This window comes from Enterobacter sp. SLBN-59 (genome assembly GCF_024807915.1).
GTDB lineage: Bacteria > Pseudomonadota > Gammaproteobacteria > Enterobacterales > Enterobacteriaceae > Enterobacter > Enterobacter asburiae_B.
In genome coordinates this window covers 1,379,685-1,403,028 of the sequence record NZ_JANUFI010000001.1, presented here as the reverse complement: position 1 = coordinate 1,403,028, position 23,344 = coordinate 1,379,685, and the positions used below count along the sequence as shown (strand labels likewise).

Below are 23,344 nucleotides of genomic sequence, written 5' to 3'. Positions count from 1 at the left end.
TTAATGTATCTAAATTTTTCGATAATCACGTTTACTAACATATAGACATATTTCGCCGTTTTGCCCTCATGCATCTGTATGGGATGGATGGTTGAGATGTGCGGTTTGGCGTACACTTTTAAAAAAGCCAGGAGAAAAACCATGAAAGAGAACGATATTGCCGAGATTCTGACATCCACGCGTACCATTGCGCTGGTGGGCGCGAGCGATAAACCCGATCGTCCCAGCTATCGGGTGATGAAATACCTTCTCGATCAGGGCTATCACGTCATCCCGGTGTCGCCAAAAGTGGCGGGGAAAACATTGCTGGGCCAGCAGGGTTACGCCACGCTCGCGGAGGTGCCGGAAAAAATTGATATGGTCGATGTCTTCCGTAATTCCGAGGCGGCGTGGGAAGTGGCGCAGGACGCTATCGCCGTAGGGGCGAAAACGCTGTGGATGCAGCTGGGCGTGATTAACGAGCAGGCCGCCGTGCTGGCGCGGGATGCGGGGTTGAAGGTCGTCATGGATCGCTGTCCGGCGATCGACATCCCCCGTCTGGGGCTGGCGAAGTAATAAAAAAAAGCCCGTTATCGGGCTTTTTTTACACGCTTAGTTCCGCAGGCGCGGAGCCTGTAACTGTTTGCGGATAGTCTGAGCAAGTTCATCCATTGTGGGTTGCTCCGGATGCTCTTCCTGCAGCTCGCTACTCAGCTGCGCTTCGGCCAGATAGGTGTGAACGGGTTGTCCATCATCACCTTCCATTACCACATGGTACCAGGGCGCGGCGCGAAGCTCTGCGTTCACCGCCAGCTCGTCTGCTGACGGTTCATCAAGGGAATATTCCGGGTCGATATCCACGACCACACCCAAATACCCTAGCAAAGTGTGGCGGACCTGCTGGCCGATACCGAATTTGCTGGCAATCATAGTCACCTCCCGGGAAACACTACTTACACGTTATGTGCGGGCAATATTTCTCTTTTCAAGTTACATGACGCGACAGGCAAACCCTTTCAGATACAGTCCTTCCGGGTAGGTAGCAATCACGGGGTGATCGGCTGCCTGACGGAACTGCTCTATAAATTGTACATCACGACCAGCATCTATTGCGGCATCGGCGATGATTTTCTGAAATAAATCTGTGGTCATCAGGCCGGAGCAGGAGAAGGTGAGCAGAACCCCGCCCGGGTTCAGCAGCTGGATAGCCAGCATGTTGATATCTTTATACCCGCGGCACGCGCCCATCAGCTGGCTTTTGTTTTCCACAAACTTCGGCGGATCCATCACGATGACGTCGAACTTCTCGCCCTGATCGCGATATTTACGCAGCAGCTTGAACACGTCATCGCGGACAAACTCCGCTTTGCTCAAGTCCAGCTTGTTGAGCTCGACGTTCTGTTTTGCCACGTCCAGCGCTTCCTGCGAGGTGTCCACGCTCACCACCTGAGCACAGCCGCCCATCAGCGCCGAAACGGCAAAACCGCCGGTATAGGAGAAGCAGTTCAGCACGCGTTTGTCGGCAACGTACTGACGCGTAGCCAGACGGCTATCGCGCTGGTCGAGGTAGTAACCCGTTTTGTGCCCGCCCTGAATATCCACCAGCAGCTTCATGCCGTGCTCTTCAATCGGCAGCAGGGCCGGTGGCAGTTCGCCCGTTACGGGCCCCTGAGTCAGCTCCATGCCTTCTTTTTTGCGCACCGCCACATCGCTGCGGTCGTAAATGGCGCATTCCGGGAACAGCGTTTGCAGCGCGCTGATCAGCGCGGCACGCTGGTATTCCGCTCCGGCGCTCAGGAGCTGCAGCACCAGGAAGTTACCGAAGCGATCGATGGTCACGCCAGGCAGGCCGTCGGACTCACCGGCAATCAGGCGGTAGCTGTCCAGCCCGTCGCGTTTTGCCAGCCAGTCGCGCCACTGCTGCGCCTGCTGCAGACGGCGAACGAAGAAATCGATGTCGATGGTTTCATCTTTATCAAACGTCCAGACGCGAGCGCGGATCTGGGACGCTGGCGAGTAGGCGCCTCGCGCTAACCATTTCCCCTGATGGTCAACGATATCAATGGTTTCACCGAGGCTGGCTTTGCCTTCCATACGGGCAACCGCGCCGGAAAAGACCCAGGGATGACGGCGCAGTAATGATTTCTCGCGCCCTTTGGCTAACACTAAACGTACACTCATAATTTGCTGTTCTGTCGATTTCAGGAAATGGCGCGTAGATTACCACATTCAGCAAGGCGCAATCATCTGCGGATACCGTTGAGCGTTTCGGCACAAAATCAAATCGCTTAGGCACATTACGATATTGCCGCTGGGTTTAGAGTGGGGCTTCGGGTACAGCAGAGGGAGCACCCATGAAAAAGCGCAGTGTGATAGCAATAGCCGCTCTGGCGGCGATGAGTTTTCAGGTTTTAGCAACAACGCCTTTCGGCATCACCAGCCAGGATATTTCCGGCGAAAGGCGGCTGGCGCAACAGCAGGTATTTGAGGGGTTTGGCTGCCACGGTGGGAATATCTCTCCACAGCTGGCATGGAAAAATCCGCCTGCCGGTACGAAAAGTTTTGCCGTCACGGTATATGACCCGGATGCGCCTACCGGCAGCGGCTGGTGGCACTGGACCGTAGCCAATATTCCGGCGAAGACAATGACGCTGCCCGCTGATGCCGGTAACCCGAACGGCGAGAAATTACCTGCCGGCGTTGTGCAGGGGCGTAATGATTTCGGCTATTCTGGATTCGGCGGCGCATGTCCACCCGAAGGGGACAAGCCTCACCGCTATCAGATTACCGTCTGGGCCCTGGACGTGGATAAACTGCCCGTCGACAACAATGCCAGCGGCGCGCTGGTCGGTTTTATGCTCAATAGTCACGTTCTGGCAAAGGCTCAGTTAACAGCAACCTACAGCAGATAAGGATGGCAGGGTGCAGGAGTTTCATTTTCGACATAACCATCTTACCGCGGGTGAAGTGACTGCCAGCAAAATGCATCGCCTGCACCAGGTTAAGCTCTTTTTTCCGGCTATTTGTCATATCACTCACGGCACTAAGGTGATAGTTCAGGATGATAACCGCCTGGAGGCGACACGGGATGAGCTCATCATTATCCCGGCCAATACGGCGATGGAGATTATCAATCAGCCTGTAAACGGTCTGTTTCACTCGGATTTGCTGATGTTATCCCCGGAGATCGTCGCCGAGTTTAAGGCGCATTACCTGAAATCCTGGCCGCGCACGACGCTGCATTCGCTCTGCGCCCCGCTGAGCGAGGGGTTGGCGTTTATGTGGGACAATCTGCTGCACGCCGTGCGTCAGGATTTACCGGAGGCGCTACAAAAGCATCAGGCTTTCGGCCTTTTGCTGGCCCTGCTGCACGATGGCGTGGCGGGTCCGCTGCTTGTTGAGCGCAACAGTAACCTGACCGAGCAGGTGCGGCAGATCATTATGCTGTCGCCCGCCAGAGACTGGACCGCGCAGGACGTTGCCAGCCGTCTGGCCTTAAGCGTGCCGACGCTGCGCAGACGCTTGCGTGAAGAGTCGCAGAGTTTTCGCCAGATCGTGGAGGAGGTGAGGATGGCCGTTGCTTTGTCACAGCTCCAGTCAACCCGATTACCGATTGGCGAAATCGCATTACAATGTGGGTATCTTTCCAGCTCTCGTTTCACCGCCCGTTTCCGGCAGCACTATGGCTGTTTGCCGAAAACGCTACGTTAAGGAGAAGAAAAATGTCAAAAGTCTGCACCATTGCCTGGGTTCACGGCGTTGTTCAGGGCGTGGGGTTCCGCTACAGCACCCAGCGCGAAGCGGTTGAGCTTGGGCTAACGGGATACGCGCGAAATAGGGACGACGGCAGCGTTGAGGTGGTCGCCTGCGGCGAAGCGGAGCAGGTCGACAAGCTGGTGGCGTGGCTGAAAGCGGGTGGGCCGCGCAGCGCACGGGTTGATAAGGTGTTAACGGAACCGCATCAACCCGGGCGCGAATACGTAAACTTCGGGATTCGGTATTAAATACACTTCACCGGCTTAGGCAGGCCGGCAATTTTGGTGGCTTGTTTTGCCGGGCCTTTCGGGAACAGACGATACAGATAGCGGCTGTTGCCTTTCTCTTCGCCGAACTTATTGGCCATGGCTTTAACCAGCATGCGGATCGCCGGAGAGGTGTTGAATTCAAGATAGAACTCGCGAACAAAACGCACCACTTCCCAGTGTTCGGGGGAGAGGGTAATCCCTTCGTTTTCCGCAATTTTCTCCGCCAGCGGCTCGCTCCAGAGCGTCGTATCTTTCAGATAGCCTTCGCTATCGGTCTCAATTTCCTGGCCTGCAAAAATGAACATAATCTTCTGTCGTCTGTGAAAAAAACGGCGACAGTGTAGCAAAAAAGCCGCCGAAGGATAAGCCGTGCCCTACAGGAGCAGTTGCAGCAGATTGTTGGCATTAAGCTTTTTCAGCGCGTTGCATTTATGGGTCGAAACCTGCTTCTCAGACATACGCGTCACGATGGCAATGTGGCGTACCGGCAACCCGGTAAGCATCAGATCGAGCACGTTGAATTCAAGGCCGGTAAGACAGCAGTCAAGACTTCGGACGCGGCGAGGCTCTTTTGCCAGCAAATATGCCGCATCAGCGACGGCGATCCGGTCATCGATGATATAAAGGGTCAACGTACTGAAACGCTTGCGTAAATGCGTCGCCAGCGCCCACCCCTTTTCATTGCAGACCAGATACAGGCTGCCTTGCCAGCGGGCGGCTTCCAGTCTGAGCAAAATGTTTATCAATGCCTGATGCGTACCCGCCACGGAAAAACGGCAGCGTACGACAACCACGCGGCGGGTAAGCAGGGTTGGCTGCCATTTTACTGTATCGCTGATGACCTCTGGCTGGACGCCCCGACGCAGCAGCGCGTAACGCAACCCTTCGGCGTAAAATCGATTATTGTCGAGAATAGCGTAACTCACGGTGACCTCGTTATAACGTGCTGGGCGTATAGATAACGCGCAGCGTGCCGGTATAGTCGCCCGCGTTTTTGCTGCTGGCGGCAAACGCTGGGGTTTTCAGGATAATAGGGGCAGGAATGCACAATACGCTCTCGCGTCCGCCGGGCAGCACGACCTGACGCAGATGCTGCGGATCGTTCGTGCCTTGCCAGACCAGGGTTTTACCGTTCGCGACGGCTTCGGTTGCGCCTGTTATTGGATTGGTGACGGAGACTCGATAATCGAGACGATCCCGCGCATCGGTCTGGCTACCGCCGCGTCGCCTGATTGAAAACGCGCCTTCGGCACGATCCGCTGAGGGGAGTCCGTCATCCTCAAAGCGAAGATAGGCGCGGGTGCTGGTACTGTTTTTGCCGTCGTAAAGGCACATATCCAGCGAGTTTTCACCCTGGATCTCACTACCTCCCGGCCGCCCCGGGAAGTTGGTCAGGTTAAGGTTAACGATGGGCGTTGAGTGCGGAAATGCCGGCAGATAAATCTGCTGATTACCCGGATCGACCACCTCAATGCGAATGTTTGCCTGCCACCTGGCGATGGTGAGGTAGCCAGGGCATCCGACGTTTACGTCATTGAAGTTCCCGCCACAGTCGGCGCTCCCCCATTGACGCAGGTTCTGCTTCAGCGTTGCGGTCCAGATCCCCGGCAGGGCGAGCTTATCCAGTTCGCTTTTCACAATATAGAAATCGAAATAGGGCTCTCTGTTCCAGGCGCTGAGATCGCCCGTTCCCCCTGTGACAAAACTGGCGAAGGTAAAGACTTTATTGTTGATAAACATGTAGTGATCGCCATATACCTTGATATCCACCGTCTTGCTGGTGAGGGCATGCGTGAAACGTAAATTGATGGCATAGGGCGCGGCCGGGTTAGCTGAAAACCAGACCGGTGAGTTCATGCAGGCCCCGTTCGTGGTATCAGTTCGGGACTCACAGGTCAGGGTATTACGTCCCCACTTTTGCGGGTCGGCGAGGTCATAGCCGCCCGATTCATGAAACCAGATATCGAAACGCGCAGGCGGTGCCGTACGATCGAAGCTGATCCCAACGCTGGTGTTTCGTCCCGCAGGGGCGCCCGCCAGCGCCTGGCCTGTCCACAGGCTTAAGAACAGTAATATAAAGAAGCACTTAATCACATCATTTCCCTTTAGTGAGGTTGTCGGCGTTCATGGCAGTTGGACCGGCAGGTACCGATCGTCCGGCGAGCATCAGCTGCGCCTGCTGCTGGACGGCATCCGGCAGGGCGGAGAAGGTTAACTCCCGGCAAGGAATGGAACCGACATAGCGCACCACGTCGCGCATACTTTTCACGTTGAGTTCGCACTGATAAAACTGCTGCTGGCGCACCAGGTAGAGGTTATGCAGCAGGGCATCGCTCTGGGCGCTGAATCCGCCGTTGCCGAGATCGCTCCAGCCGTTAACGTTCAGCGGCACGCCACCGATAAACGGCGAATGACGCTCGTCGATTAACTGGCCGAGCCAGGTGTAGCTTGCGGTGGTTTGCACATCCCGACGCAGCAGTTTGCCAGGCACCATAAACAGCGTTCTGCTGCCTGAACCTTGCGTGATCTCACTGCTGGCCCCCCGGGATACGTCCAGCGATTCGTTAATCGTCAATGTTGTCTGCTGGTAGCCCGGCACAGCGAAGAGGGCGCGGCTATTGCCCGGAATGTCTGCGCTCCCGCTGTTATCCAGCGACACGGCAACGCTCGGAGCCTGGGTATCTTCCGGTGTGGCAACGTTAACCGCGACGGCGGAAGCGGGACGACCGTCGCTCCAGCGGCCCAGCCACAGGCCAGAACGCGACAGCGCAAGGGTTGAGCTGTAGTTGCCGCTGCTGCTCAGCGTATGGCGACGATCCTGTCGATCCCAGGCGTCGCTGACGGTCAGGCTGCCGTTGCCGTATCGCCCGCCCTGGCGCGTATAGGCTGAGGTATTCAGCGAGTCGCTGTTAATGCCCGACGCGCTCAGACCATACTCGTTTTCGCCGCGTGCATCGGCGTACCAGTTATGCGCCACGTTGTAGCTCAGCTGATTTTTTTCACGCTGCTGGTGCTGCCAGGTCGCGCCCATAGAGGTATAGCTCGACGCATCACCCTGACGGTTATGCGCCATGGACAGGCTCACGCTCAGGTAGCCGCCTTTGTCCCTGCCGTCGCGGGCGTCATCGTTACGCATGAACAGGTTAATGCTGCTGTTAATGTTCAGGCCTCGGGTGCTAAAGGCATTGCTCAGCCCTCCCTGCCAGGCGCGCGAGCGCGAGCGGGTCATATAGACCGATTCCCACGGCAAACCCGCATCGTGGCGATCGTCGCTGTCCGGGAGCTCCCGACGTGAAACGTACCGTCCTTCGTTGCGGTTATCCGAATATCCGAGGCTCGCATACCAGGCGCCGACAGGGACGGAAAACATCACCGAGAGGGTGCGATAACAGCCGTTCACGGCGTCAAACCCCGCGCTTCGGGTGTTGCAGTTTTCCGCTGATAGCGCGTTGCGATAGAGGCTCAGTGAAAAACCGTCGTTGTAGCTGATTTGCTGAATATTGCCGCGCTGGCCTTCGCTGCCGTAAAGGTAGCTAAACCGGGTACTCAGCACGCCGTCGATCGGGCCCGCGTTGAAGCCCCGGCTCCAGTCGAGCGCATTTTCCAGGAAACGCTGGTTTTTCTTTATCGTTGCTCCGCTGGTCAGCGCCAGGGTCGGGGTGACGGGCAGGCGCACACCCGCCTGCGCAACCGCGCTGCGTTCTTCGTTCCGATCGCTATTGTCGGTTTCACCCGCCTGCAGGAACCACTCGACGCGGTCAAATGGCGTAATGCCGGTTCGGGTAAACGGCACCTGCTCGGTACGCGTCAGCCGGTTATTTTCATAGACCGACAGCGTGACGGTGTAGCTCCCGTCCGGAAACGAGCGCGTGTCGAGGGTTTGCGCCCCGGCATTCAGGTAAAAGCTGGCCAGCAGCTGATTGCCACGGCGGGCGTCGATACGCGCGTCATGGGAAAGCAGTACGGTGACAGGCGTTCCCTTTGACTGCTGAACCGGATTCATCCACGCCCGTGTTGAACCCGTGCGCAGACCGCGAATTTTGCCCAGCGGCAGTTGGCTGAGGTTGATATTTCCGCCGGCATTACTGAACAGATCGCGGGTATCCATCTCGCCCAGCTGGACATAGTACTGACGCAGGATATCCTGGCGGAACCAGGCGTTGTTGACGGTGATTTCCTGCTGCTGCTGGTGCCTTGAACGCTGTCCCAGCCAGGTCCAGTCGAGATTAACATAGCCGTCCTGCGTGAGCGCCAGCGCGCCGTTGCCCTGCACGGTGGCTGACTGATAATCCCTGTCGGCAACAAAATTAATATTCTGCTGATGGATCAGCGCATTTTCGGTGTCCTGCGTGGGCTGATACCACTGATTTTCCGCGGTGGCTTTAGGCAGAAATTTCTTGTCCAAAAACAGGCTAATACGGGCGTTATTCTCGTCATAGATAATGGCCGCGCGGTCGGTATCAATGTAATCGCAGCCCGCTGCGGACCCGTTGCTGCTGCAGGCCTGGTTGCCGTTACGGGCAAGCGGAACGGCCAGCGCGGCAGACACGGTGCCAACGAGAGCAGGGTCGTCGTTAAACCGACGTTTGATGGCCGCAACCACGGTTTCAGGTGCGACAAAACTGACCGTTTCAAGCGTGATATCCGTTTCAAAAAGTCCAAGCGACTCGCCGTAGAGGTTGACCTCTGTCCACAGGCGCTGCGTTTTAGCCAGATCTTCAAAACCTGCCGGGACGGCCATCCCGGCGCAGGCGAGTTGGATGGATGCGGGTAACAAAGCAACAAAGAGGAGAGTATTTCTGTGAAACGCCATGAACGAGCCTCGACATCATCCTGACGTCAGAGGGTGGGCACCCTCTGACGTTATTCCTTAGGTGCTGTGGTGTTACGCACCGCCTTCCGTGGTAGTCGCCTGCGTCAGCATCAGGCTGACAACGCCGCTGTACTGACCAGTTTTCAGAATGCCTTTGGTGGTCTGAGAAATGGTCAGCGGCAGTACCGCTGAACCGTTTTCAATGCTTCCCGGGAACAGTTCGGTACCGGTATATTCCACATCGGCGGTAGAGAGGGTTTTGTCGCCCAGCTTCACCGTCATTGGGATGGTCTCAGCACCGTCGGCATTTGCCAGCTTCGCGGCGCTTACCAGACGGACTTTCACGTTGCTGGTGGCGGAGTTAGACCACACCTTGGTATTCAGGCGATAGCTTTCCAGACCGCGGCCAGGCAGATACTGCATATCGATGCTTGCCGGCAGCGGCGTGTTATCGGCCTGGGTCATGTCCAGCTGTGAATCAACGCTGGCGTTGACGGTAATATCTTTTTGGATCGCCAGCGCGCTAACGGACGTGGTCATCGCGGCAACAATCATCAGAGGTTTAAAGTACTTACGCATTGATATCTCCATATTTACAAATGAGCACCCTGGCTCTTTAAACAAACCCTTTGGGGTCTTTACGGTAACGTCGTGTTATTGCACGACGGGTAAATCAGCTTCTTCAGCGGTTTTATTCACCCAGTTGAAGTAGCGGAATTTATATTTCTGGCCTTGTGTATTTGTGAGCGTTTTTAATTTCCGTTCGGTATCCGGATAAATCGTCGCGTCTTCTTTAACCCATTTACACGACGAATCTGCGTCACAAATACCGATCTCTCTCAGCGGCACGCGCAGCGTACCGTTGTTTTTTAACGTGCCCCTGCGAGGATCTATCGAGAGTGAAACCACACTTTTTTCCGGGGCGAGGTGGATCAGGGCGCCCCAGATCACATTGACGCCCAATGTCGCCGTCGCAGCCGGGCTTTCTGCCTTGCCGGGAATAATGCTGTCAGGCTGCTTTACCCCTTCAAAATAGACGCGCCAGGTGGTCTCTTTTTCCGGTGGCGTAAGCGATACCAGACGAACGACGCGCATTGCGCCTGCCGCGAGGGCAAATTTTTCGGGCGTGACAACAACGCCGCCTTCTTTCCACGAGGCCACATCAATCTCTTTTTCCTGGGCCGTGCCGGGATTAAGAATTTTCTTTTGCCTCACCCGAATGAACTGAATATCATCCGTTTTCGACGCTACCTTAATTTGCGCCGCACCGGACCTGTCCACATTCAGTTCCATGGGGTACACGCTCATATTGGCCATTGCCATTTCTGAGAAAAATGGCAATGACAGCGCGGCGACATAAAAGGCGGTTGTCATGTTCACTCTATTTTTCTGTTTCACATTCAGTCTGCCTGCTCTGAGTTCATCGGCGGCGCGTTAACACCAGGACACCGTCTGCTTTCGTATTGCTTCAGGGCAGGGAAACTTTAACCAGAACAGCGGTTTGTGAAAATTTGTATTAATTAACTCGTTAAATACAGGTTTTTATCCTGCTTTTCTGTCTTTAAGGTTGTATAGTTAAGCGAAAATACCGCGACCAGGGATAGGAAGAAAATTCCTTCTGATGAAAAAATAAGCAGGTCAGGAGGCGGTTTTCATGTCGATGTACCAGGGATTAAAAAAGCATGCGGTAACAGCCGAGAATAAAAGATGTTTTTTATATGCAATAATTCGTTGTTATTCGATCCTGAAGCACACGCAATAAGTCTTGTTGGACAACCAGAATCTGTATTAACGCTTTCGGCGCCAGCCGTGCGGCTTTTGCAGGAATTTATAAAACACAAAGGGCACGACCTTAGTCGGGAGGAATTGATCACTCGCGTTTGGGAGGAATTTGGCTTTACGCCATCGGGAAATAATCTCAATAAAGCGGTAAGCGAATTACGTAAAAGCTTCCAGTCTCTGGGAGAGGGGCACGAATTTATTGTGACCGTACCCCGTTACGGATTTCGCTTTGATGCTGAGGTGATTTTTCAGCCCGGGGAGAATATTCCATCCGTCGATCCGCAGCCCTCGGTCGCACCGCAAGAAGTAAAGCCTCAACGCGCCTCCATGAAAAAATGGGCGATTGTGGCCGTATTGATCGTCGCTGCGCTGGGGACGAGCCTCTACTTCAGCCGACAGCAGGGGATTTTCATTCCGGCGAAACTCAAGCCGGTTAAGGAAAAAATCGCGCGTTGCAGCATCTGGATTATCAACGATCACGGACGACCGCTGGTGCTATCGAAATTAGCGGAGCGGCTGGAGGCTAATAACGTGGCGTGCGGACGGGAGGAGTACGACATTTATTATTTCAGCGCCCGTTTTACTATTTCCGCTGCAGATGAGGTGTTTATTGGTGCCTGCCCGGTCAGCAAAACCAGCCTGTGTAAAACCATACGTTATAAAAGCGGGGCACAAAAATGAAAATAAAACTTCTTTTTGGCGTGGGCGGTGTCCTGGTTGGTTGTTCGCTGGCATTTTTTTACTTTTCCGGCAGCGTGGGTAAAAAGGATGTGCTGGCCTGCAGCACTGAATTTAATTTCACGCGCAATGAGGGAAAAGCCAGTGAAGTGAAGGTCAATACCGTTGCCCAGTTCTATTTTCATCGGGACGGTACCGGGTTGACCACCTATAAAGGCGCGGCAAGGGCTGGCGGGCAATGTTTGATCGTTGACAGGGATGTGGATTTTACCTGGCAGCAGCGGGACGATGATAACGTTATCGTATTGAGCTACACCAAAACCTGGCGTCGGCACAATGACAATACGCCTGATGCTCAGTGGGGTAGCTTCGCCAATCCGACCGCACGCTACTACCTGACGATCTCTGAACTCTCGCCTTCCGTGTGGCTGATTCAGGACCGGCGCTATCCCACCTATATTTGCCGGGGTGAGTAGGGCATAAAAAAAGGAGAATGCCACAGGCATTCTCCTTTTTCGTATCTGTTGTGCTTAATCCCGGCTGGCGAAGCCCAGGATGCTCAGCAGGCTGACGAAGATGTTGTACAGCGACACATACAGGCTCACGGTGGCGCGGATATAGTTCGTTTCGCCGCCGCGAATGATGTTGCTGGTTTCAAACAGGATCGCGCCTGAAGAAATCAGAATAAACACGGCGCTGATTGCCAGATGCAGGGCAGGCAGCTGCAGGAAGATGTTTGCCACCATGCCCACCAGCACTACCACAACACCCGCCATCAGCATACCGCCGAGGAAGGACATGTCCTTACGCGTGGTCAGCACGTAGGCCGAGCAGCAGAAGAACACCAGCGCGGTGCCGCCCAGCGCCATGCCGATAAGGTCACCCATACCGGCAGACAGATACGCATTCAGCATCGGCCCCAGGATGTAGCCCAGGAAGCCGGTGAAAGCAAACGCGGACAGGATGCCGACGGGCTTGTCAGCGGTTTTGTAGGTCAGGAACATCAAACCATACATACCCACCAGCGTCAGGATCAGCCCCGGAGACGGCAGCATCAGCACGGTGCTGGCGGTGGCGGTGATCGCTGAGAAAGCCAGCGTCAGGCTGAGCATGAAATAGGTATTGCGCAGCACCTTATGGGTGCTGAGTAGCGATGTGCGGTCGCGTGAAGAAGTAATTATACGATCCATGAGTCACTCTCTTATGACAGATGTAATTAGTGGAAAGAATAGGAAACGGCACGCCAGTCTCAAAGTGGTTTTACCCATCTTTACTCAGCACGTTAGCGCTGGAGGCGGTTATTTCTTCTGCAGAAATCCGTTTCGCCAGTATGAACAGCGGTTTGCGACAATTTACCAGATCAAGCTCTTATAGGTTACTGAAAAATATTGCGTTATTACCATTCGAACGCTAAGAGTTATTTCCGGATCGTCATAAAACAGACTATAAGGCGAAGGAAATGAAACCACAAACACGCACTCACTTTACGCTCTCTTTGTTAACCGCAGGGATCCTGTGCGCCAGCACGGCAGCCTGGGCGGCTAACGTGCCGGCAGGAACCGCGCTGGCCGACAAACAGGAACTGGTCAGAAACAACGGCAGTGAACCGGCTTCGCTCGACCCGCATAAAGTCGAAAGCGATGTCGAATTCAATATTATCAGTGATTTATTCGAAGGGCTGGTAAGCGTCTCCCCGGCAGGAGAAGTCCAACCGCGACTGGCGGAAAAATGGGAGAACAAGGACAACACCGTCTGGACGTTCCATTTGCGTCCGGGCATCACCTGGAGTGACGGCACGGCGATTACCGCTGAGGATGTGGTCTGGAGCTGGCAGCGCCTGATCGATCCGAAAACGGCTTCGCCGTATGCCAGCTATCCGGGCAACATGCATATCGTCAACGCGGCCGATATTGCTCAGGGAAAAAAAGCGCCCGATACGCTGGGCGTAAAAGCGATTAACGACACTACGCTGGAAGTGACGCTCACGCAGCCAAACGCGGCCTTCCTCGCGATGCTGGCGCACCCGTCGCTGGTGCCGGTGGATAAAGTGCTGATTGGCCGCTTCGGCGATAAGTGGACCAAACCGGAGCATTTCGTCAGCAGCGGGGCGTATAAGCTGTCGCAGTGGGTGGTCAACGAACGCATCGTGGCGGAGCGCAACCCGCGCTACTGGGATAACGCACATACCGTGATTAACAAAGTCACCTACCTGCCCATCACGTCCGAAGCCTCGGATGTGAACCGCTATAAGGCGGGCGAAATTGACATCGTGTACACGGTGCCGATTAACCAGTTTGCCCAGCTCAAGAAGACCCTGGGCAGCGAGCTGGACGTTTCACCTCAGCTGGCGACCTATTACTACGAATTCAATACCACCCGGCCGCCGTTCAACGACGCGCGCGTGCGTAAGGCGCTCAACATGGCGCTGGATAAAGACATCATTGCCGGAAAAGTATTAGGGCAGGGGCAGCGACCGGCGTGGCTCATCAGCCAGCCGGATATTGGCGGCGTGAAGTTACAGAACCCGGATTACGCCAGCTGGCCGCTGGACAAGCGCATCGCGGAGGCGAAAAAGCTGCTGAACGAGGCCGGATATAACGCCAGCCATCCTCTGAGCTTCAACCTGCTCTACAACACCTCTGAATCGCACCAGCGCATCGCGATTGCGGCCAGCTCCATGTGGAAGAAAAACCTTGGCGTGGAGGCAAAGCTGCAAAACCAGGAGTGGAAAACCATGCTGGATACCATGCACACCCACAACTTTGACGCGGTGCGGTACGCGTGGATTGCCGATTACGACGATGCGGCGACCTTCCTGAATAACTTCCGCACGGGCGACAGCGAAAACACCAGCCAGTACAGCAATCCGGACTACGATCGCGCGCTGCTCGATGCCGCAAAAGCCAAATCAGCGGAAGAGCGGGGTAAGTTCTACCAGCAGGCGGAAGATCTGCTGGGGCGTGATGTGCCGGCCATTCCGGTTTATCACTACGTCCGCACGCACCTGGTGAAACCGTGGGTAGGCGGATTTACGCCGGATAAGCTGGGGTACTATTTCACGAAAGACATGTACATCAAAAAACACTAGGCCTGTGCTGATAAAATCGTCGATGTGTCGTCAGTTCAACCGATTAAACACGTTTTGACTATTTTTACAGCGAACGAGTGCAGCCACTCTTTACAGCTCGCGGTGAGGTGTTTATAGTTCGCCTCACTTAGGAAGTGTGGCCGAGCGGTTGAAGGCACCGGTCTTGAAAACCGGCGACCCGAAAGGGTTCCAGAGTTCGAATCTCTGCGCTTCCGCCAGATATAAACCCCAGGTTACTCGTTAACCTGGGGTTTTTCTTTTGCCTTAACGCGAGTTTGTCTGTCACCAGATTCTGGCCATTCCTTCGCTTTCCGGGCGAACGAGCGTAAAACCAAATTTTGCATAAAGCTCAGGCACATCCGCCATTAAACAAACGTAGGCCCCTTTACAGGCATGGGTATCCAGCCAGGCTACAAGCGTTTCCATAATGACTCTGCCAAGCCCTTTCCCCTGATAAAGGGGATCAACGGCGACATCGACAATATCGAAATTCAACGCACCGTCCCCCACGATTCGCCCCATACCCACTGGTTTACCCTCATAAAGAATATGCATGCCGTAACAGCTGCCAGGCAGTGCTTTCCGGGCTGCCTCCAGAGGACGAGGGCTGAGGCCCGAGATTTCGCGCAGCCGACAAAACGCTTCTGCAGTGGGGACGGTCTCAACAACGGTATAGTTATCAGGCATAAAAAAGCTCCAGTCAGTGTCCATCAGGGGATCCCAGTCTGGCAGTAAAACTGACTAAACACGATTTTTAGGATCGATCCGCCTCACACTTTTAAGACTCTGCTATTTCCCTGTAAAAAACAGGCGTTATCATTCATCCCGTAAATATATTGCTATCTCTTACCGAGGCTTTGATGCTGGAGAATGTTTTCATCAGATAATCAGTTTCCCGCCCTTTTCAGGACGGACTGGTTATCGCTGCGCTTAAACCTTATGCGCGCACCTGCGGGTGTGGGCTCGTTTTTACGCATGATGATTACACAGGTTTTCCAGTATGAATTTATCCCGTCAGGAACAACGCACCTTACACGTTCTCGCCAAAGGTGGACGTATTGTGCACGTCCGCGACAGCTCTGGCCGCGTCACTTCCGTAGAGTGCTACACCCGTGAAGGGCTGGTGCTGAGCGACTGCACGCTTAGCGTCTTTAAAAAACTCCGCACCAAAAAGCTGATCCGTTCCGTGAACGGGCAGCCTTACCGCATCAACACTACCGGGCTGAACAACGTTCGCGCCCAGCTGGATAATCGCTAAGCGGAATAAACAACGCCACCCGCGGGTGGCGTTCATGCATTGAACTGGCAATTTAGCGATATCGTTGCGGATGCAGGAATGTAGGCCGGGTAAGCGCAGCGCCACCCGGCAATAAAGGCGACGTTTAAGAGCGGATAAAGGCCAGAATGTCCGCGTTGATGGTATCCGCGTGCGTGGTATGCATCCCGTGCGGGAAGCCCGGATAAATTTTCAGTACGCTGTTCGCCAGCAGCTTGTCCTGCAGCAGGGCTGCATTCTTATACGGCACGACCTGATCGTCGTCGCCCTGCAACACCAGAACGGGAACCGTGATGGTTTTTAGATCCTCCGTCTGGTCGGTCTCTGAAAACGCCTTAATCCCCTCGTAGTGGGCCTTAGCGCTGCCGATCATTCCCTGACGCCACCAGTTTTGAATCGTGCCCTGTGAAACGTCCGCGCCATCCCGATTAAAGCCGTAGAAAGGGCCGCTGGCGACGTCGAGGTAAAACTGGGCGCGGTTAGCCGCCAGCGCTTTGCGGAAGCCGTCGAAAACCTCGATGGGCGTACCGCCGGGGTTACCGTCCGTTTTGACCATCAGCGGCGGGACGGCGCTGACGAGCACCGCTTTGGCGACGCGCCCCTGCGGTTGCCCATACTGCGCAACATAGCGGGCGACCTGTCCGCCGCCGGTGGAGTGACCGACGTGCACGGCGTTGCGCAAGTCCAGGCTTTCAACCACGGCCGACGCGTCGGCCGCGTAATGATCCATATCGTGGCCTTCACTCACCTGGTCCGAACGCCCGTGACCGCGACGATCGATAGCGATAACGCGATAGCCTTCAGCGAGGAAGAAGAGCATCTGGTTATCCCAGTCATCGGCACTCAGCGGCCAGCCGTGGTGGAAAACAATGGGTTGAGCCTCTTTTGGGCCCCAGTCTTTGTAGTAAATATTGACGCCGTCTTTCGTTGTTACGAATGCCATACCGCAGACTCCTCTGTTAAAGGCAAAACGATCCCCGGCTGAGCGCACAGCGAATCATTAATGCCTTAATTAAGTTGGCTTTTTTCTGTTTCCCGTACCGACAGTACTCCTAAAGTGTAGGAGAAATAGTAAAAGCGGTTGGTTTCATTGCTGTTAAAGGCATCCATTGCCAGCCCTATCATCGTTCTCCCGGCGTTACCCGCTTGCGGGTATACATCGCCTTGTCTGCGCTATTGAGCAACGTATCGGCATCACCCGCGTCATGAGGAAAGCGGGCAATGCCAATACTGCCGGAGATGGTAATCACCTGTTCGTTAATCAAAAAAGATTGTGCCAGCGCGGCGCTGACCTTTTCCGCCGTTTGTGTGGGTAAGGGATCGGCGGGGGTTAAATCGGGGAGCAGGGCGACAAACTCATCGCCGCCGAGGCGGGCCACCGTGTCACCTTCGCGCAGTACGCTTTGCAGACGAAATGCCACCAGCCGCAGCAGCTCGTCGCCGACGGCATGACCATGGAGATCGTTCACCGGTTTAAACCGGTCGAGGTCGATAAACAGCAGCGCCAATTCTTTATCGTGGGCGATAGCCTGGGCGATCGCCAGCTCCAGACGGTTAACCAGTAATCTCCGGTTCGGTAAACCCGTCAGGGCATCAAAGTTTGCATGCAGCCACGCGATATGTTCACGCTGTTTGCGATCGGTAATATCGCGAATAAAGGCTGAAAATATTTGCTTACCCGCTTGCTGATGCGGCCATATCGAGAGCTCAATAGGGAACTCGCCTTTGGTGCGATGCAGCGCAGCGATCTCGATAGTGCGGTTGAGAATATTCGACGGTTGCCCGGCCTGGAAGCGCATCAGGCCGCGTGCGTGCTGCTCGCGAAACGCTTCTGGTACGATCATCTTGCCAAGGCTGTTGCCTGTCGCTTCTTCCGCTGACCAGCCGAACATTCGCTCTGCCGCCTGGTTCCAGTTCACAACGTTACCGGCATGATCGATGGCAATCACCGCATCCTGCGCGGTTTCAACCAGCTGACGGTGGTACTCTTCACTCTCTTCCAGCGCCTGCTTCATCGACTCTATCTGGCTAATGCTCTCCTGCAGCTCGCGGTGCATTTCCGCCAGCGAAAGGGAGAAGAAGCGGATCCGCTCTTCAACGGACATATTTTTCATTTCTGAATAAAGATCGCTGGCGGTACGTGGCGGCATACTGAATTCCTGACAAAAGAGTTAGGTACCTATCAATTATGGCGCTTTAGATAACTTTTTGTATCGGGAGTGTGGCTAGGCAGCGGTAGGGGGCTTGCAGGTAATTTGGGCAGCAGCAATAAAACAGGCTCTGGAGCATGCCTCCAGAGCCTTCCGGGTTAGCGGTTTTCTTCAATATAGCGGGCCAGGTCCGCCGGAGTTTTTAGCACCGTCGCCACGTCAGTTGGCGGGATCATGCAGCCGTAAACGTCCTGCACTTCCAGCACCATATCGACCGCCAGGATGGAGTCGAGAATGTCGGATTCAATCAGTTCATCGTGAAAGCCCACCTTGCGGGATAACACTTTTTCGAACAGGGCGAGAATTTCTTGTTCCATAATTTTTCCTGGAGTCATTAATTTGTGCGGGCGTAAGCGTCCAGCAGCTTGCGGTCAATTTTGCCGTTAGGATTCAGCGGCAAAGCGTCTTTTACGATAATTTGTGAAGGCACCATATAGTGCGGAACGACCTTCGAAAGCGATGTTTTGATGGTGTCCGGCGCCATATCCGTCACGCAGAACGCGGCAATGCGCAGTACGCTGCCGCAGGATTTCATCAGCGGCAGGACCACCGCTTCGTTGATGCCGGACATGGCCAGCAGGCGGTTCTCGATCTCGTTGATTTCAATACGGTAGCCGTTCAGTTTGACCTGGCTGTCGTTGCGGCCCTGACAGTAGATCAGCCCCGCCTCATAGCCCAGATCGCCGGTCCGGTAGCCGCGAAACGCTTCATCTTCCCGACGGAGTAATTTCGCCGCGTTCTCCTGCGGCAGGCCGAGATAGCCGCGCATGACGTTTTTACCCCAGATAATCAGCTCGCCGTCGGCGGAAATTTCCATTTTGCTCTCAGGCATCATGACGCCCACCGGCAGCACGGCGCTGTCGCTGTTCAGGATCGCATCCGTGATTTCAACCACGGTCGTCGCAATCGTCGCTTCCGTAGGGCCATACGAGTTAATGATTTTGGCCTGCGGGAAGCGGCGGCGAAGCTGTTTAACCAGCGCTTTATTGAGCACTTCACCAATGAAGATAAAGACGTTGAGCGCGGGCAAATACTCGCTGTTGAACTGCGGGGAGAGCAGCTGCTGGTAAGCAAAAGAGGGGGTCGAAACCCAGGCGGAGACCGCGTTGCTTTTCAGTCGCTCCAGCCAGTTCTCTTTCTGAATGTCCTCTTTGGCGTTCAGCACGATGTGTCCGCCCATCGCCAGATTCGCCAGCAAAGGGATCAGGGAGAGGTCAAAGCTGAATACCGCGTGGTTCATCAGGACCGGTTTTTCCGGCAGTGAAAAGTCCTGGCTGACCCATTTCATGAAGTGCCATACGCTTTCACGCCCAATCTGCACGCCTTTAGGTTTACCGGTGCTGCCTGAAGTAAACATGATGTAGGCCAGATCCTGCTCCTCCAGTACCTTGCCCGGTTCCCCGGTGGCGATGAACTGCCGGGTCGCGACGTCGTAATAGTAAGGGGCGCTGGCCAGATGGCAGATCTCCCGGAGGCGCTCCTGCGGGTAAATGCAGTCCACCGGGATGTACGGAATGTTGTGCAGCAGGCAGCTATAAATCGCCACGGCGAACTCGGCCTGCTGGTGACCGTACAATACGACCGGCGTACCGGCAGCAGGCTGGCAGCGCTGATAGCGCTGCGCCCAGTCCGTCACGGCAGCAGAAAGCTGTAGCCAGCTTAAGGCTTCGTCGCTGCCGCTGATGGCCAGCTGCTGCGGGGAGGCGGGATCGCACAATGCCGCACGTAAGAAATCCTGCAGTTCCTGAAGATCGGAGTGATTTTTCATAGAGGTGACATTCCACTAAAGATGTAAAGGGATCCCGCGGCGCTTCCCAGCGTCAGAATTCGCCCTAAAAACGCAACGGCCGGATACTGCAGGCCGCGGTGCAATGCCGGGCTGCGTTTGGCTGACCACAGCAGCATATTGTGAGCGACGGAAATCGCGCCAAACAGCGCGCCGCTGATGACGTAATGGCGTTCCAGTCCATTCCATGCCCCCATGCAGAATAAGGTGCAAAAAATACCGATATTTTGCGCCAGCGTTTTGTTCTGACGGAAAAAGTTGAATTTCATCAGATTCATATAAATGGGCATAAAGACCACATCGCGCAGCCATTCAGACAGGCTGATGTGGAAGCGGCGCCAGAAATCCTGCGGGTTCTTTGCCAGAAGCGGCATGTTAAAGTTTGCCGGAATGCTGAGCCCAAACAGGCGGCCCGCGCCGATGGCCATATTGCTGTAGCCCGCAAAATCAAAGTACAGGTAGGTGCTGTAGGCAATCGACATCACCACGCCCACGGTCAGCGTAAACGGCTTATGGCTCCAGGGCTGCACGACAAGCGAATCAATCAGCATGGCAAACAGGAACTTCTGGACAATGCCGGTAATGATTTGCTCCAGCGCGACTAAAAACTGTTCGCGGTTAAGGGCAAATACGGGCTTGCTGACGTCACTCATCCACGTCCGCCAGCGGTACATTGGGCCGGCCAGGATAATAAAGGGCATAAACAGATAACAGAAATAGTGCAGGAAATTCTGACCTTCTTTTTTACTGCGATAGAGCAGCACGTCCAGCGCGCGGAACGTCATAAACGAGAGGCCGATCATGCCCCAGTGGTTATTTAAATGTAATTTCACCAGCAGCAGCGGCAATAATGTCAGAATGACCGCCTGCCACGTTTTTAACCATCCCTTCTCTTTTAGCGTGGCAAAAACATAAAAGCTGAAAAAAACGGCGACGGGGACAATATAATCCCCCTGAAATATATATCCCCATCCCAGCGCCGTCAGCACCGACAGCGCAGATAACCAGGTCAGACGATGGCGTAATACGCGATTAACCAGCGCAAACGCCAGCGCGGATGAAAACAAATAAACAAAAAACATTCCTGAGCTGTACATCATTCGGCCTCAGAACTTTTGATATTCAAAATGCAGCTGCATACTCATGCTGTCATCGACAGAGGTCCACGCGACGATGGTGATCGCCAGCAGGAGATAAAGTAAAAAAAGACGGATCGCGATTTTCATCATTTAAAACTCTGTGCAATAAAGCGAATCATAGGAACCCAGGCCAGTTCGGAAGGGTGCAAACGATCCCAATTCCAGCCATTCTGATAAGGCATGGCGTACATATCTAAATAAGGGATCTGGTTCTTTTCCAGAATGGTTTTTATTTGTTTATCAACCGGGCGGAAGGTATCGGTATTGTAAAGCGCCCAGGGGTTAACCGGGTCGACGATAGCAATCACCTGCACGTGGTGTTCCTTAAGCAGCTGCACGGTTTTACTGAAGGCGGCGATTTGCGCAGGCACGACCGGCGTGTCATCCCACTGCTGCCGCGTACTGTCCTCCTCGTAAATCGTTTTGTCCATCCACAGGGTGGCCGCGCTCTGCTGGCGTTTTTTATTTAACTCGCGCGCATTCGCCAGCTCTTTGTCCCAGTCGGGGGCAATGTGGGCGACTGGCTGCTGCGGCCAGGGCTGTACCGTCTGGGGCGTGATGTTGAGCAGCGCCAGCCAGTCGTTTTTTATCAGGGTGCAGACGTTGGCAAACTGGAAGCTCAGCTCGTCCCACATCAGATCGGGGTGCCAGCCAAAGACCCGCATTTGGCCGAAGGTTAAATGGCTTATTTCTTTACTATCAATATGCTTTAAATAATTAACCAGCAGCGGGCGCGCCTGCGGATCCTTCATCAGCGGATTAAAAATAGAGCCGGGGAAATTATCGGCATAGATAGCCGGTGGCAGCCCTTTTGAATAAAAGCTGTCAGGAGCCAGAAGCAAAACAACTTTACTGTTTGCGTTAAGGCTATTTTTAAAACGAGAGAACAGTAAAAATTGCGTTTCATCATCGACGAACGCATCGCCATACGCCACGACGGGTTTGTGCAATTGCTTATTAAAGTAATTATATACAGCGTAATGTTCATCTTCTGAGGTGGCCACCTCAGACGCGCCAATGAAGAAAATAGCATTCCCTTCTAAGGCATGGGAAATAGTCGCAATTTTTTCCGCTTGTTCTTTCGGCGTGCCCGCCATTGATTTAATCAGCGGTTGGAAGGTGAGGGGCGGATTGAAGCTCGTCACCAGCGGGTGAACACAAAGGAACAATATGGCCAGGGTCGCCATCAGGATATGTAAGCAAAGCGTATTTTTGATTTTCATCATCAACCAGTAACACTGCATGGCAGTAATTTCTAAATCTGCGGGTACTCAGATTTATAACAATTACACAACAAATGACCGTTTATTTTTGTGGCATTCTATACCAGAGCGATTTAAAAGGATGAGCGTTGCTGTGTAACGGTATGTACAAGGTGGCTGTGACCGGTGCGCGGCAAGCGCCTGGGTGATTTTTGCGCAGTCAAACGCCGGCGGGTGAAAATAGAAAAATTCCTGCTTTACAAGGGGCTAATAGATGTTTATAGTGCGCCTCACTTTGGAAGCGTGGCCGAGCGGTTGAAGGCACCGGTCTTGAAAACCGGCGACCCGAAAGGGTTCTAGAGTTCGAATCTCTACGCTTCCGCCAAATTTGAAAACCCTGCGATAGCAATATCGCAGGGTTTTTTCGTTTTACAGGGCAATCACCAGCTCCCCGGAATGGCTCCGCGAACAGCACAGCGCCACCTGTTGGTCCGTCCCGCCTTTTTCCGCCTCCGACTGCACGCTATCCCGGTGATCCACCACGCCGTCAATCACCGGCGTCAGGCACGCCCCGCAGATCCCCATTTCGCATGACAGCGGTACGTCCACGCCGTTCTCCTGTAGTACCTGAGCGATGGTCTTATCCGCGGGCACCGGCCAGCGCTCCCCGGTGGAGGCGAGTTTGACCGTAAAGATCTCGCCCGCGTCACCGCGTGTGGCAGGGACCGCGGGCTGAAACGCCTCGCTGTGGAGATGGCCATCATCCCATCCCCTGGCCGTCGCCACGTCTCGCACTTTTTCCATAAACCCTGCCGGGCCGCAGATCCAGGCGTGAAGCCCCGCCTCAGGTGCCGGGAGATGCTCTGCCAGCGCCGTGCGCGGGCTGGCGGTATGAATCTGACACTCACCGAACCGGGAGAGTTCGCGCGCAAAGGCCGCGCTTTCGCGGCGTTTGACGTAATAGTGCAGCGTAAACGGCGTTCCGGCCGCCTTCAGCTGCAGGGCCATCGCATACAGCGGCGTAATGCCAATGCCTGCCGCCAGCAGCAAGACCCGCTCAGCCTGATGCAGCGGAAACAGATTGCGCGGGGCAGAGATTGCTAATTTCTGCCCGGGTCGCAGCGTCTCGTGAACGTAGCGCGATCCGCCGCGCGAGGCGGTTTCCCGCCCCACGCAGATAAGATAGCTCTCGTCTCCACACGCACCGGTCAGGGAATACTGGCGCACCGCGCCGCAGGGCAAGTGCACATCAATGTGCGCGCCGGGCTGCCACGCCGGCAGCGCGTTACCGTCTTCAGCCACCAGCCTGACGGCGAGGCTTTTGTCGCCCTCGCGCCACAGCCCGTCAACAATTACGCTCAGCATA

At 54.8% G+C, this 23,344-nt stretch carries 26 protein-coding genes and 2 tRNA genes; 10 read left to right on the top strand and 18 right to left on the bottom strand.

Annotation, left to right across the window (positions count from 1 at the left end):
* Positions 1–141: 141 nt before the first annotated feature.
* Positions 142–555 (top strand): CoA-binding protein, encoded by a 414-nt coding sequence (locus M2422_RS06735; protein WP_023311036.1) that lies wholly within the window; start codon positions 142–144, stop codon positions 553–555.
* Positions 556–591: 36 nt separating this feature from the next.
* Here M2422_RS06735 and hspQ read toward each other — a convergent pair whose 3' ends face one another.
* Positions 592–909 (bottom strand): heat shock protein HspQ, encoded by a 318-nt coding sequence (gene hspQ / locus M2422_RS06730; RefSeq protein ID WP_008499919.1) that lies wholly within the window; start codon positions 907–909, stop codon positions 592–594.
* A gap of 60 nt (positions 910–969) precedes the next feature.
* Positions 970–2,160: a 23S rRNA (cytosine(1962)-C(5))-methyltransferase RlmI gene (rlmI, locus tag M2422_RS06725; RefSeq protein ID WP_032658151.1), complete on the bottom strand. Its 1,191-nt coding sequence runs from the start codon at positions 2,158–2,160 to the stop codon at positions 970–972.
* 173 nt (positions 2,161–2,333) lie between these two features.
* On the opposite strand from rlmI, the gene M2422_RS06720 reads away from it, so the two are divergent.
* Genes M2422_RS06720 through yccX form a run of 3 tightly spaced genes read left to right on the top strand, consistent with a single transcriptional unit; the run spans position 2,334 to position 3,983 of the window.
* The gene (locus M2422_RS06720; RefSeq protein WP_064672236.1) at positions 2,334–2,891 is read left to right on the top strand and encodes a kinase inhibitor; all 558 of its coding nucleotides are present in this window, start codon (positions 2,334–2,336) and stop codon (positions 2,889–2,891) included.
* A gap of 10 nt (positions 2,892–2,901) precedes the next feature.
* A complete protein-coding gene (locus M2422_RS06715; protein WP_064672237.1) occupies positions 2,902–3,690 on the top strand; it encodes an AraC family transcriptional regulator in 789 nt (262 codons plus the stop codon).
* Between the two features lie 11 nt (positions 3,691–3,701).
* Positions 3,702–3,983 carry an acylphosphatase gene (yccX, locus tag M2422_RS06710; protein ID WP_033145129.1) on the top strand — a complete coding sequence of 94 codons (282 nt, stop codon included), beginning with the start codon at positions 3,702–3,704 and terminating at the stop codon, positions 3,981–3,983.
* On the opposite strand, the gene tusE is transcribed toward yccX, so the two are convergent.
* From tusE to M2422_RS06680, 6 genes are all read right to left on the bottom strand, one after another.
* On the bottom strand, positions 3,980–4,309 hold the full coding sequence (gene tusE / locus M2422_RS06705; RefSeq protein WP_008499913.1) for a sulfurtransferase TusE: 330 nt from the start codon (positions 4,307–4,309) through the stop codon (positions 3,980–3,982). The two genes, yccX and tusE, sit on opposite strands and share 4 nt — an antisense overlap.
* Before the next feature lie 69 nt (positions 4,310–4,378).
* The gene (locus tag M2422_RS06700) at positions 4,379–4,930 is read right to left on the bottom strand and encodes a LuxR C-terminal-related transcriptional regulator (RefSeq protein ID WP_064672238.1); all 552 of its coding nucleotides are present in this window, start codon (positions 4,928–4,930) and stop codon (positions 4,379–4,381) included.
* A 10-nt stretch (positions 4,931–4,940) separates the two neighbouring features.
* Complete coding sequence (locus M2422_RS06695) at positions 4,941–6,098, bottom strand: CfaE/CblD family pilus tip adhesin (RefSeq protein WP_064672239.1); 1,158 nt, start codon at positions 6,096–6,098, stop codon at positions 4,941–4,943.
* A gap of 1 nt (position 6,099) precedes the next feature.
* Positions 6,100–8,817, bottom strand: coding sequence for a TcfC E-set like domain-containing protein (locus M2422_RS06690; RefSeq protein ID WP_064672240.1), 2,718 nt, complete (start codon positions 8,815–8,817; stop codon positions 6,100–6,102).
* Positions 8,818–8,889: 72 nt separating this feature from the next.
* Complete coding sequence (locus tag M2422_RS06685; RefSeq protein ID WP_021240847.1) at positions 8,890–9,396, bottom strand: CS1 type fimbrial major subunit; 507 nt, start codon at positions 9,394–9,396, stop codon at positions 8,890–8,892.
* A 75-nt stretch (positions 9,397–9,471) separates the two neighbouring features.
* A complete protein-coding gene (locus M2422_RS06680; RefSeq protein WP_045142968.1) occupies positions 9,472–10,215 on the bottom strand; it encodes a fimbrial protein in 744 nt (247 codons plus the stop codon).
* A 309-nt stretch (positions 10,216–10,524) separates the two neighbouring features.
* Between M2422_RS06680 and M2422_RS06675 the strand changes: the two genes are divergently transcribed.
* Positions 10,525–11,280 (top strand): winged helix-turn-helix domain-containing protein, encoded by a 756-nt coding sequence (locus M2422_RS06675; RefSeq protein WP_033145134.1) that lies wholly within the window; start codon positions 10,525–10,527, stop codon positions 11,278–11,280.
* Complete coding sequence (locus M2422_RS06670) at positions 11,277–11,753, top strand: hypothetical protein (RefSeq protein ID WP_039261633.1); 477 nt, start codon at positions 11,277–11,279, stop codon at positions 11,751–11,753. Before M2422_RS06675 ends, M2422_RS06670 begins: the two co-directional genes overlap by 4 nt.
* A 54-nt stretch (positions 11,754–11,807) precedes the next feature.
* Here M2422_RS06670 and yccA read toward each other — a convergent pair whose 3' ends face one another.
* The gene (gene yccA, locus M2422_RS06665; RefSeq protein ID WP_023335168.1) at positions 11,808–12,467 is read right to left on the bottom strand and encodes an FtsH protease modulator YccA; all 660 of its coding nucleotides are present in this window, start codon (positions 12,465–12,467) and stop codon (positions 11,808–11,810) included.
* Between the two features lie 269 nt (positions 12,468–12,736).
* On the opposite strand from yccA, the gene M2422_RS06660 reads away from it, so the two are divergent.
* Complete coding sequence (locus tag M2422_RS06660; protein ID WP_064672241.1) at positions 12,737–14,365, top strand: ABC transporter substrate-binding protein; 1,629 nt, start codon at positions 12,737–12,739, stop codon at positions 14,363–14,365.
* Positions 14,366–14,495: 130 nt separating this feature from the next.
* Positions 14,496–14,583, top strand: a tRNA-Ser gene (locus M2422_RS06655).
* Between the two features lie 64 nt (positions 14,584–14,647).
* On the opposite strand, the gene M2422_RS06650 is transcribed toward M2422_RS06655, so the two are convergent.
* A complete protein-coding gene (locus M2422_RS06650) occupies positions 14,648–15,052 on the bottom strand; it encodes a GNAT family N-acetyltransferase (RefSeq protein WP_033146518.1) in 405 nt (134 codons plus the stop codon).
* 313 nt (positions 15,053–15,365) lie between these two features.
* On the opposite strand from M2422_RS06650, the gene M2422_RS06645 reads away from it, so the two are divergent.
* A complete protein-coding gene (locus M2422_RS06645; RefSeq protein WP_021240841.1) occupies positions 15,366–15,623 on the top strand; it encodes a YjhX family toxin in 258 nt (85 codons plus the stop codon).
* 124 nt (positions 15,624–15,747) lie between these two features.
* Here the strand turns inward: M2422_RS06645 and M2422_RS06640 are convergent, their stop codons facing one another.
* From M2422_RS06640 to M2422_RS06610, 7 genes are all read right to left on the bottom strand, one after another.
* Entirely contained in the window at positions 15,748–16,584 is an 837-nt protein-coding gene (locus M2422_RS06640; RefSeq protein WP_054830320.1) for an alpha/beta fold hydrolase, read from the bottom strand.
* 178 nt (positions 16,585–16,762) lie between these two features.
* Positions 16,763–17,791, bottom strand: coding sequence for a diguanylate cyclase domain-containing protein (locus M2422_RS06635; RefSeq protein ID WP_064672242.1), 1,029 nt, complete (start codon positions 17,789–17,791; stop codon positions 16,763–16,765).
* 158 nt (positions 17,792–17,949) lie between these two features.
* Positions 17,950–18,168, bottom strand: a complete 219-nt coding sequence (locus M2422_RS06630) for an acyl carrier protein (protein WP_008499867.1) — start codon at positions 18,166–18,168, stop codon at positions 17,950–17,952.
* A 17-nt stretch (positions 18,169–18,185) separates the two neighbouring features.
* Entirely contained in the window at positions 18,186–19,619 is a 1,434-nt protein-coding gene (locus tag M2422_RS06625; RefSeq protein ID WP_064672243.1) for an AMP-binding protein, read from the bottom strand.
* Positions 19,616–20,734, bottom strand: a complete 1,119-nt coding sequence (locus M2422_RS06620; protein ID WP_064672244.1) for an MBOAT family O-acyltransferase — start codon at positions 20,732–20,734, stop codon at positions 19,616–19,618. Before M2422_RS06620 ends, M2422_RS06625 begins: the two co-directional genes overlap by 4 nt.
* A 9-nt stretch (positions 20,735–20,743) precedes the next feature.
* Positions 20,744–20,866: a hypothetical protein gene (locus M2422_RS06615; protein ID WP_255640238.1), complete on the bottom strand. Its 123-nt coding sequence runs from the start codon at positions 20,864–20,866 to the stop codon at positions 20,744–20,746.
* The gene (locus M2422_RS06610; RefSeq protein WP_039262125.1) at positions 20,863–21,999 is read right to left on the bottom strand and encodes a D-alanyl-lipoteichoic acid biosynthesis protein DltD; all 1,137 of its coding nucleotides are present in this window, start codon (positions 21,997–21,999) and stop codon (positions 20,863–20,865) included. Before M2422_RS06610 ends, M2422_RS06615 begins: the two co-directional genes overlap by 4 nt.
* Positions 22,000–22,275: 276 nt before the next feature.
* Between M2422_RS06610 and M2422_RS06605 the strand changes: the two genes are divergently transcribed.
* Positions 22,276–22,363, top strand: a tRNA-Ser gene (locus M2422_RS06605).
* Between the two features lie 44 nt (positions 22,364–22,407).
* On the opposite strand, the gene M2422_RS06600 is transcribed toward M2422_RS06605, so the two are convergent.
* Positions 22,408–23,343 (bottom strand): PDR/VanB family oxidoreductase, encoded by a 936-nt coding sequence (locus tag M2422_RS06600; RefSeq protein WP_064672930.1) that lies wholly within the window; start codon positions 23,341–23,343, stop codon positions 22,408–22,410.
* Position 23,344 lies beyond the last annotated feature (1 nt).

Bases quoted from the DNA above. Each gene is read 5' to 3' on its own strand.
- M2422_RS06720 (WP_064672236.1), top strand. From the start codon at position 2,334: ATGAAAAAGCGCAGTGTGATAGCAATAGCCGCTCTGGCGGCGATGAGT.
- hspQ (WP_008499919.1), bottom strand. From the start codon at position 909: ATGATTGCCAGCAAATTCGGTATCGGCCAGCAGGTCCGCCACACTTTG.
- yccX (WP_033145129.1), top strand. From the start codon at position 3,702: ATGTCAAAAGTCTGCACCATTGCCTGGGTTCACGGCGTTGTTCAGGGC.
- tusE (WP_008499913.1), bottom strand. From the start codon at position 4,309: ATGTTCATTTTTGCAGGCCAGGAAATTGAGACCGATAGCGAAGGCTAT.
- M2422_RS06635 (WP_064672242.1), bottom strand. From the start codon at position 17,791: ATGCCGCCACGTACCGCCAGCGATCTTTATTCAGAAATGAAAAATATG.
- M2422_RS06630 (WP_008499867.1), bottom strand. From the start codon at position 18,168: ATGGAACAAGAAATTCTCGCCCTGTTCGAAAAAGTGTTATCCCGCAAG.
- M2422_RS06620 (WP_064672244.1), bottom strand. From the start codon at position 20,734: ATGTACAGCTCAGGAATGTTTTTTGTTTATTTGTTTTCATCCGCGCTG.
- M2422_RS06650 (WP_033146518.1), bottom strand. From the start codon at position 15,052: ATGCCTGATAACTATACCGTTGTTGAGACCGTCCCCACTGCAGAAGCG.
- M2422_RS06645 (WP_021240841.1), top strand. From the start codon at position 15,366: ATGAATTTATCCCGTCAGGAACAACGCACCTTACACGTTCTCGCCAAA.
- M2422_RS06685 (WP_021240847.1), bottom strand. From the start codon at position 9,396: ATGCGTAAGTACTTTAAACCTCTGATGATTGTTGCCGCGATGACCACG.
- rlmI (WP_032658151.1), bottom strand. From the start codon at position 2,160: ATGAGTGTACGTTTAGTGTTAGCCAAAGGGCGCGAGAAATCATTACTG.
- M2422_RS06600 (WP_064672930.1), bottom strand. From the start codon at position 23,343: ATGCTGAGCGTAATTGTTGACGGGCTGTGGCGCGAGGGCGACAAAAGC.
- M2422_RS06660 (WP_064672241.1), top strand. From the start codon at position 12,737: ATGAAACCACAAACACGCACTCACTTTACGCTCTCTTTGTTAACCGCA.
- M2422_RS06640 (WP_054830320.1), bottom strand. From the start codon at position 16,584: ATGGCATTCGTAACAACGAAAGACGGCGTCAATATTTACTACAAAGAC.
- yccA (WP_023335168.1), bottom strand. From the start codon at position 12,467: ATGGATCGTATAATTACTTCTTCACGCGACCGCACATCGCTACTCAGC.
- M2422_RS06675 (WP_033145134.1), top strand. From the start codon at position 10,525: ATGTTTTTTATATGCAATAATTCGTTGTTATTCGATCCTGAAGCACAC.
- M2422_RS06735 (WP_023311036.1), top strand. From the start codon at position 142: ATGAAAGAGAACGATATTGCCGAGATTCTGACATCCACGCGTACCATT.
- M2422_RS06610 (WP_039262125.1), bottom strand. From the start codon at position 21,999: ATGAAAATCAAAAATACGCTTTGCTTACATATCCTGATGGCGACCCTG.
- M2422_RS06615 (WP_255640238.1), bottom strand. From the start codon at position 20,866: ATGATGAAAATCGCGATCCGTCTTTTTTTACTTTATCTCCTGCTGGCG.
- M2422_RS06625 (WP_064672243.1), bottom strand. From the start codon at position 19,619: ATGAAAAATCACTCCGATCTTCAGGAACTGCAGGATTTCTTACGTGCG.
- M2422_RS06690 (WP_064672240.1), bottom strand. From the start codon at position 8,817: ATGGCGTTTCACAGAAATACTCTCCTCTTTGTTGCTTTGTTACCCGCA.
- M2422_RS06670 (WP_039261633.1), top strand. From the start codon at position 11,277: ATGAAAATAAAACTTCTTTTTGGCGTGGGCGGTGTCCTGGTTGGTTGT.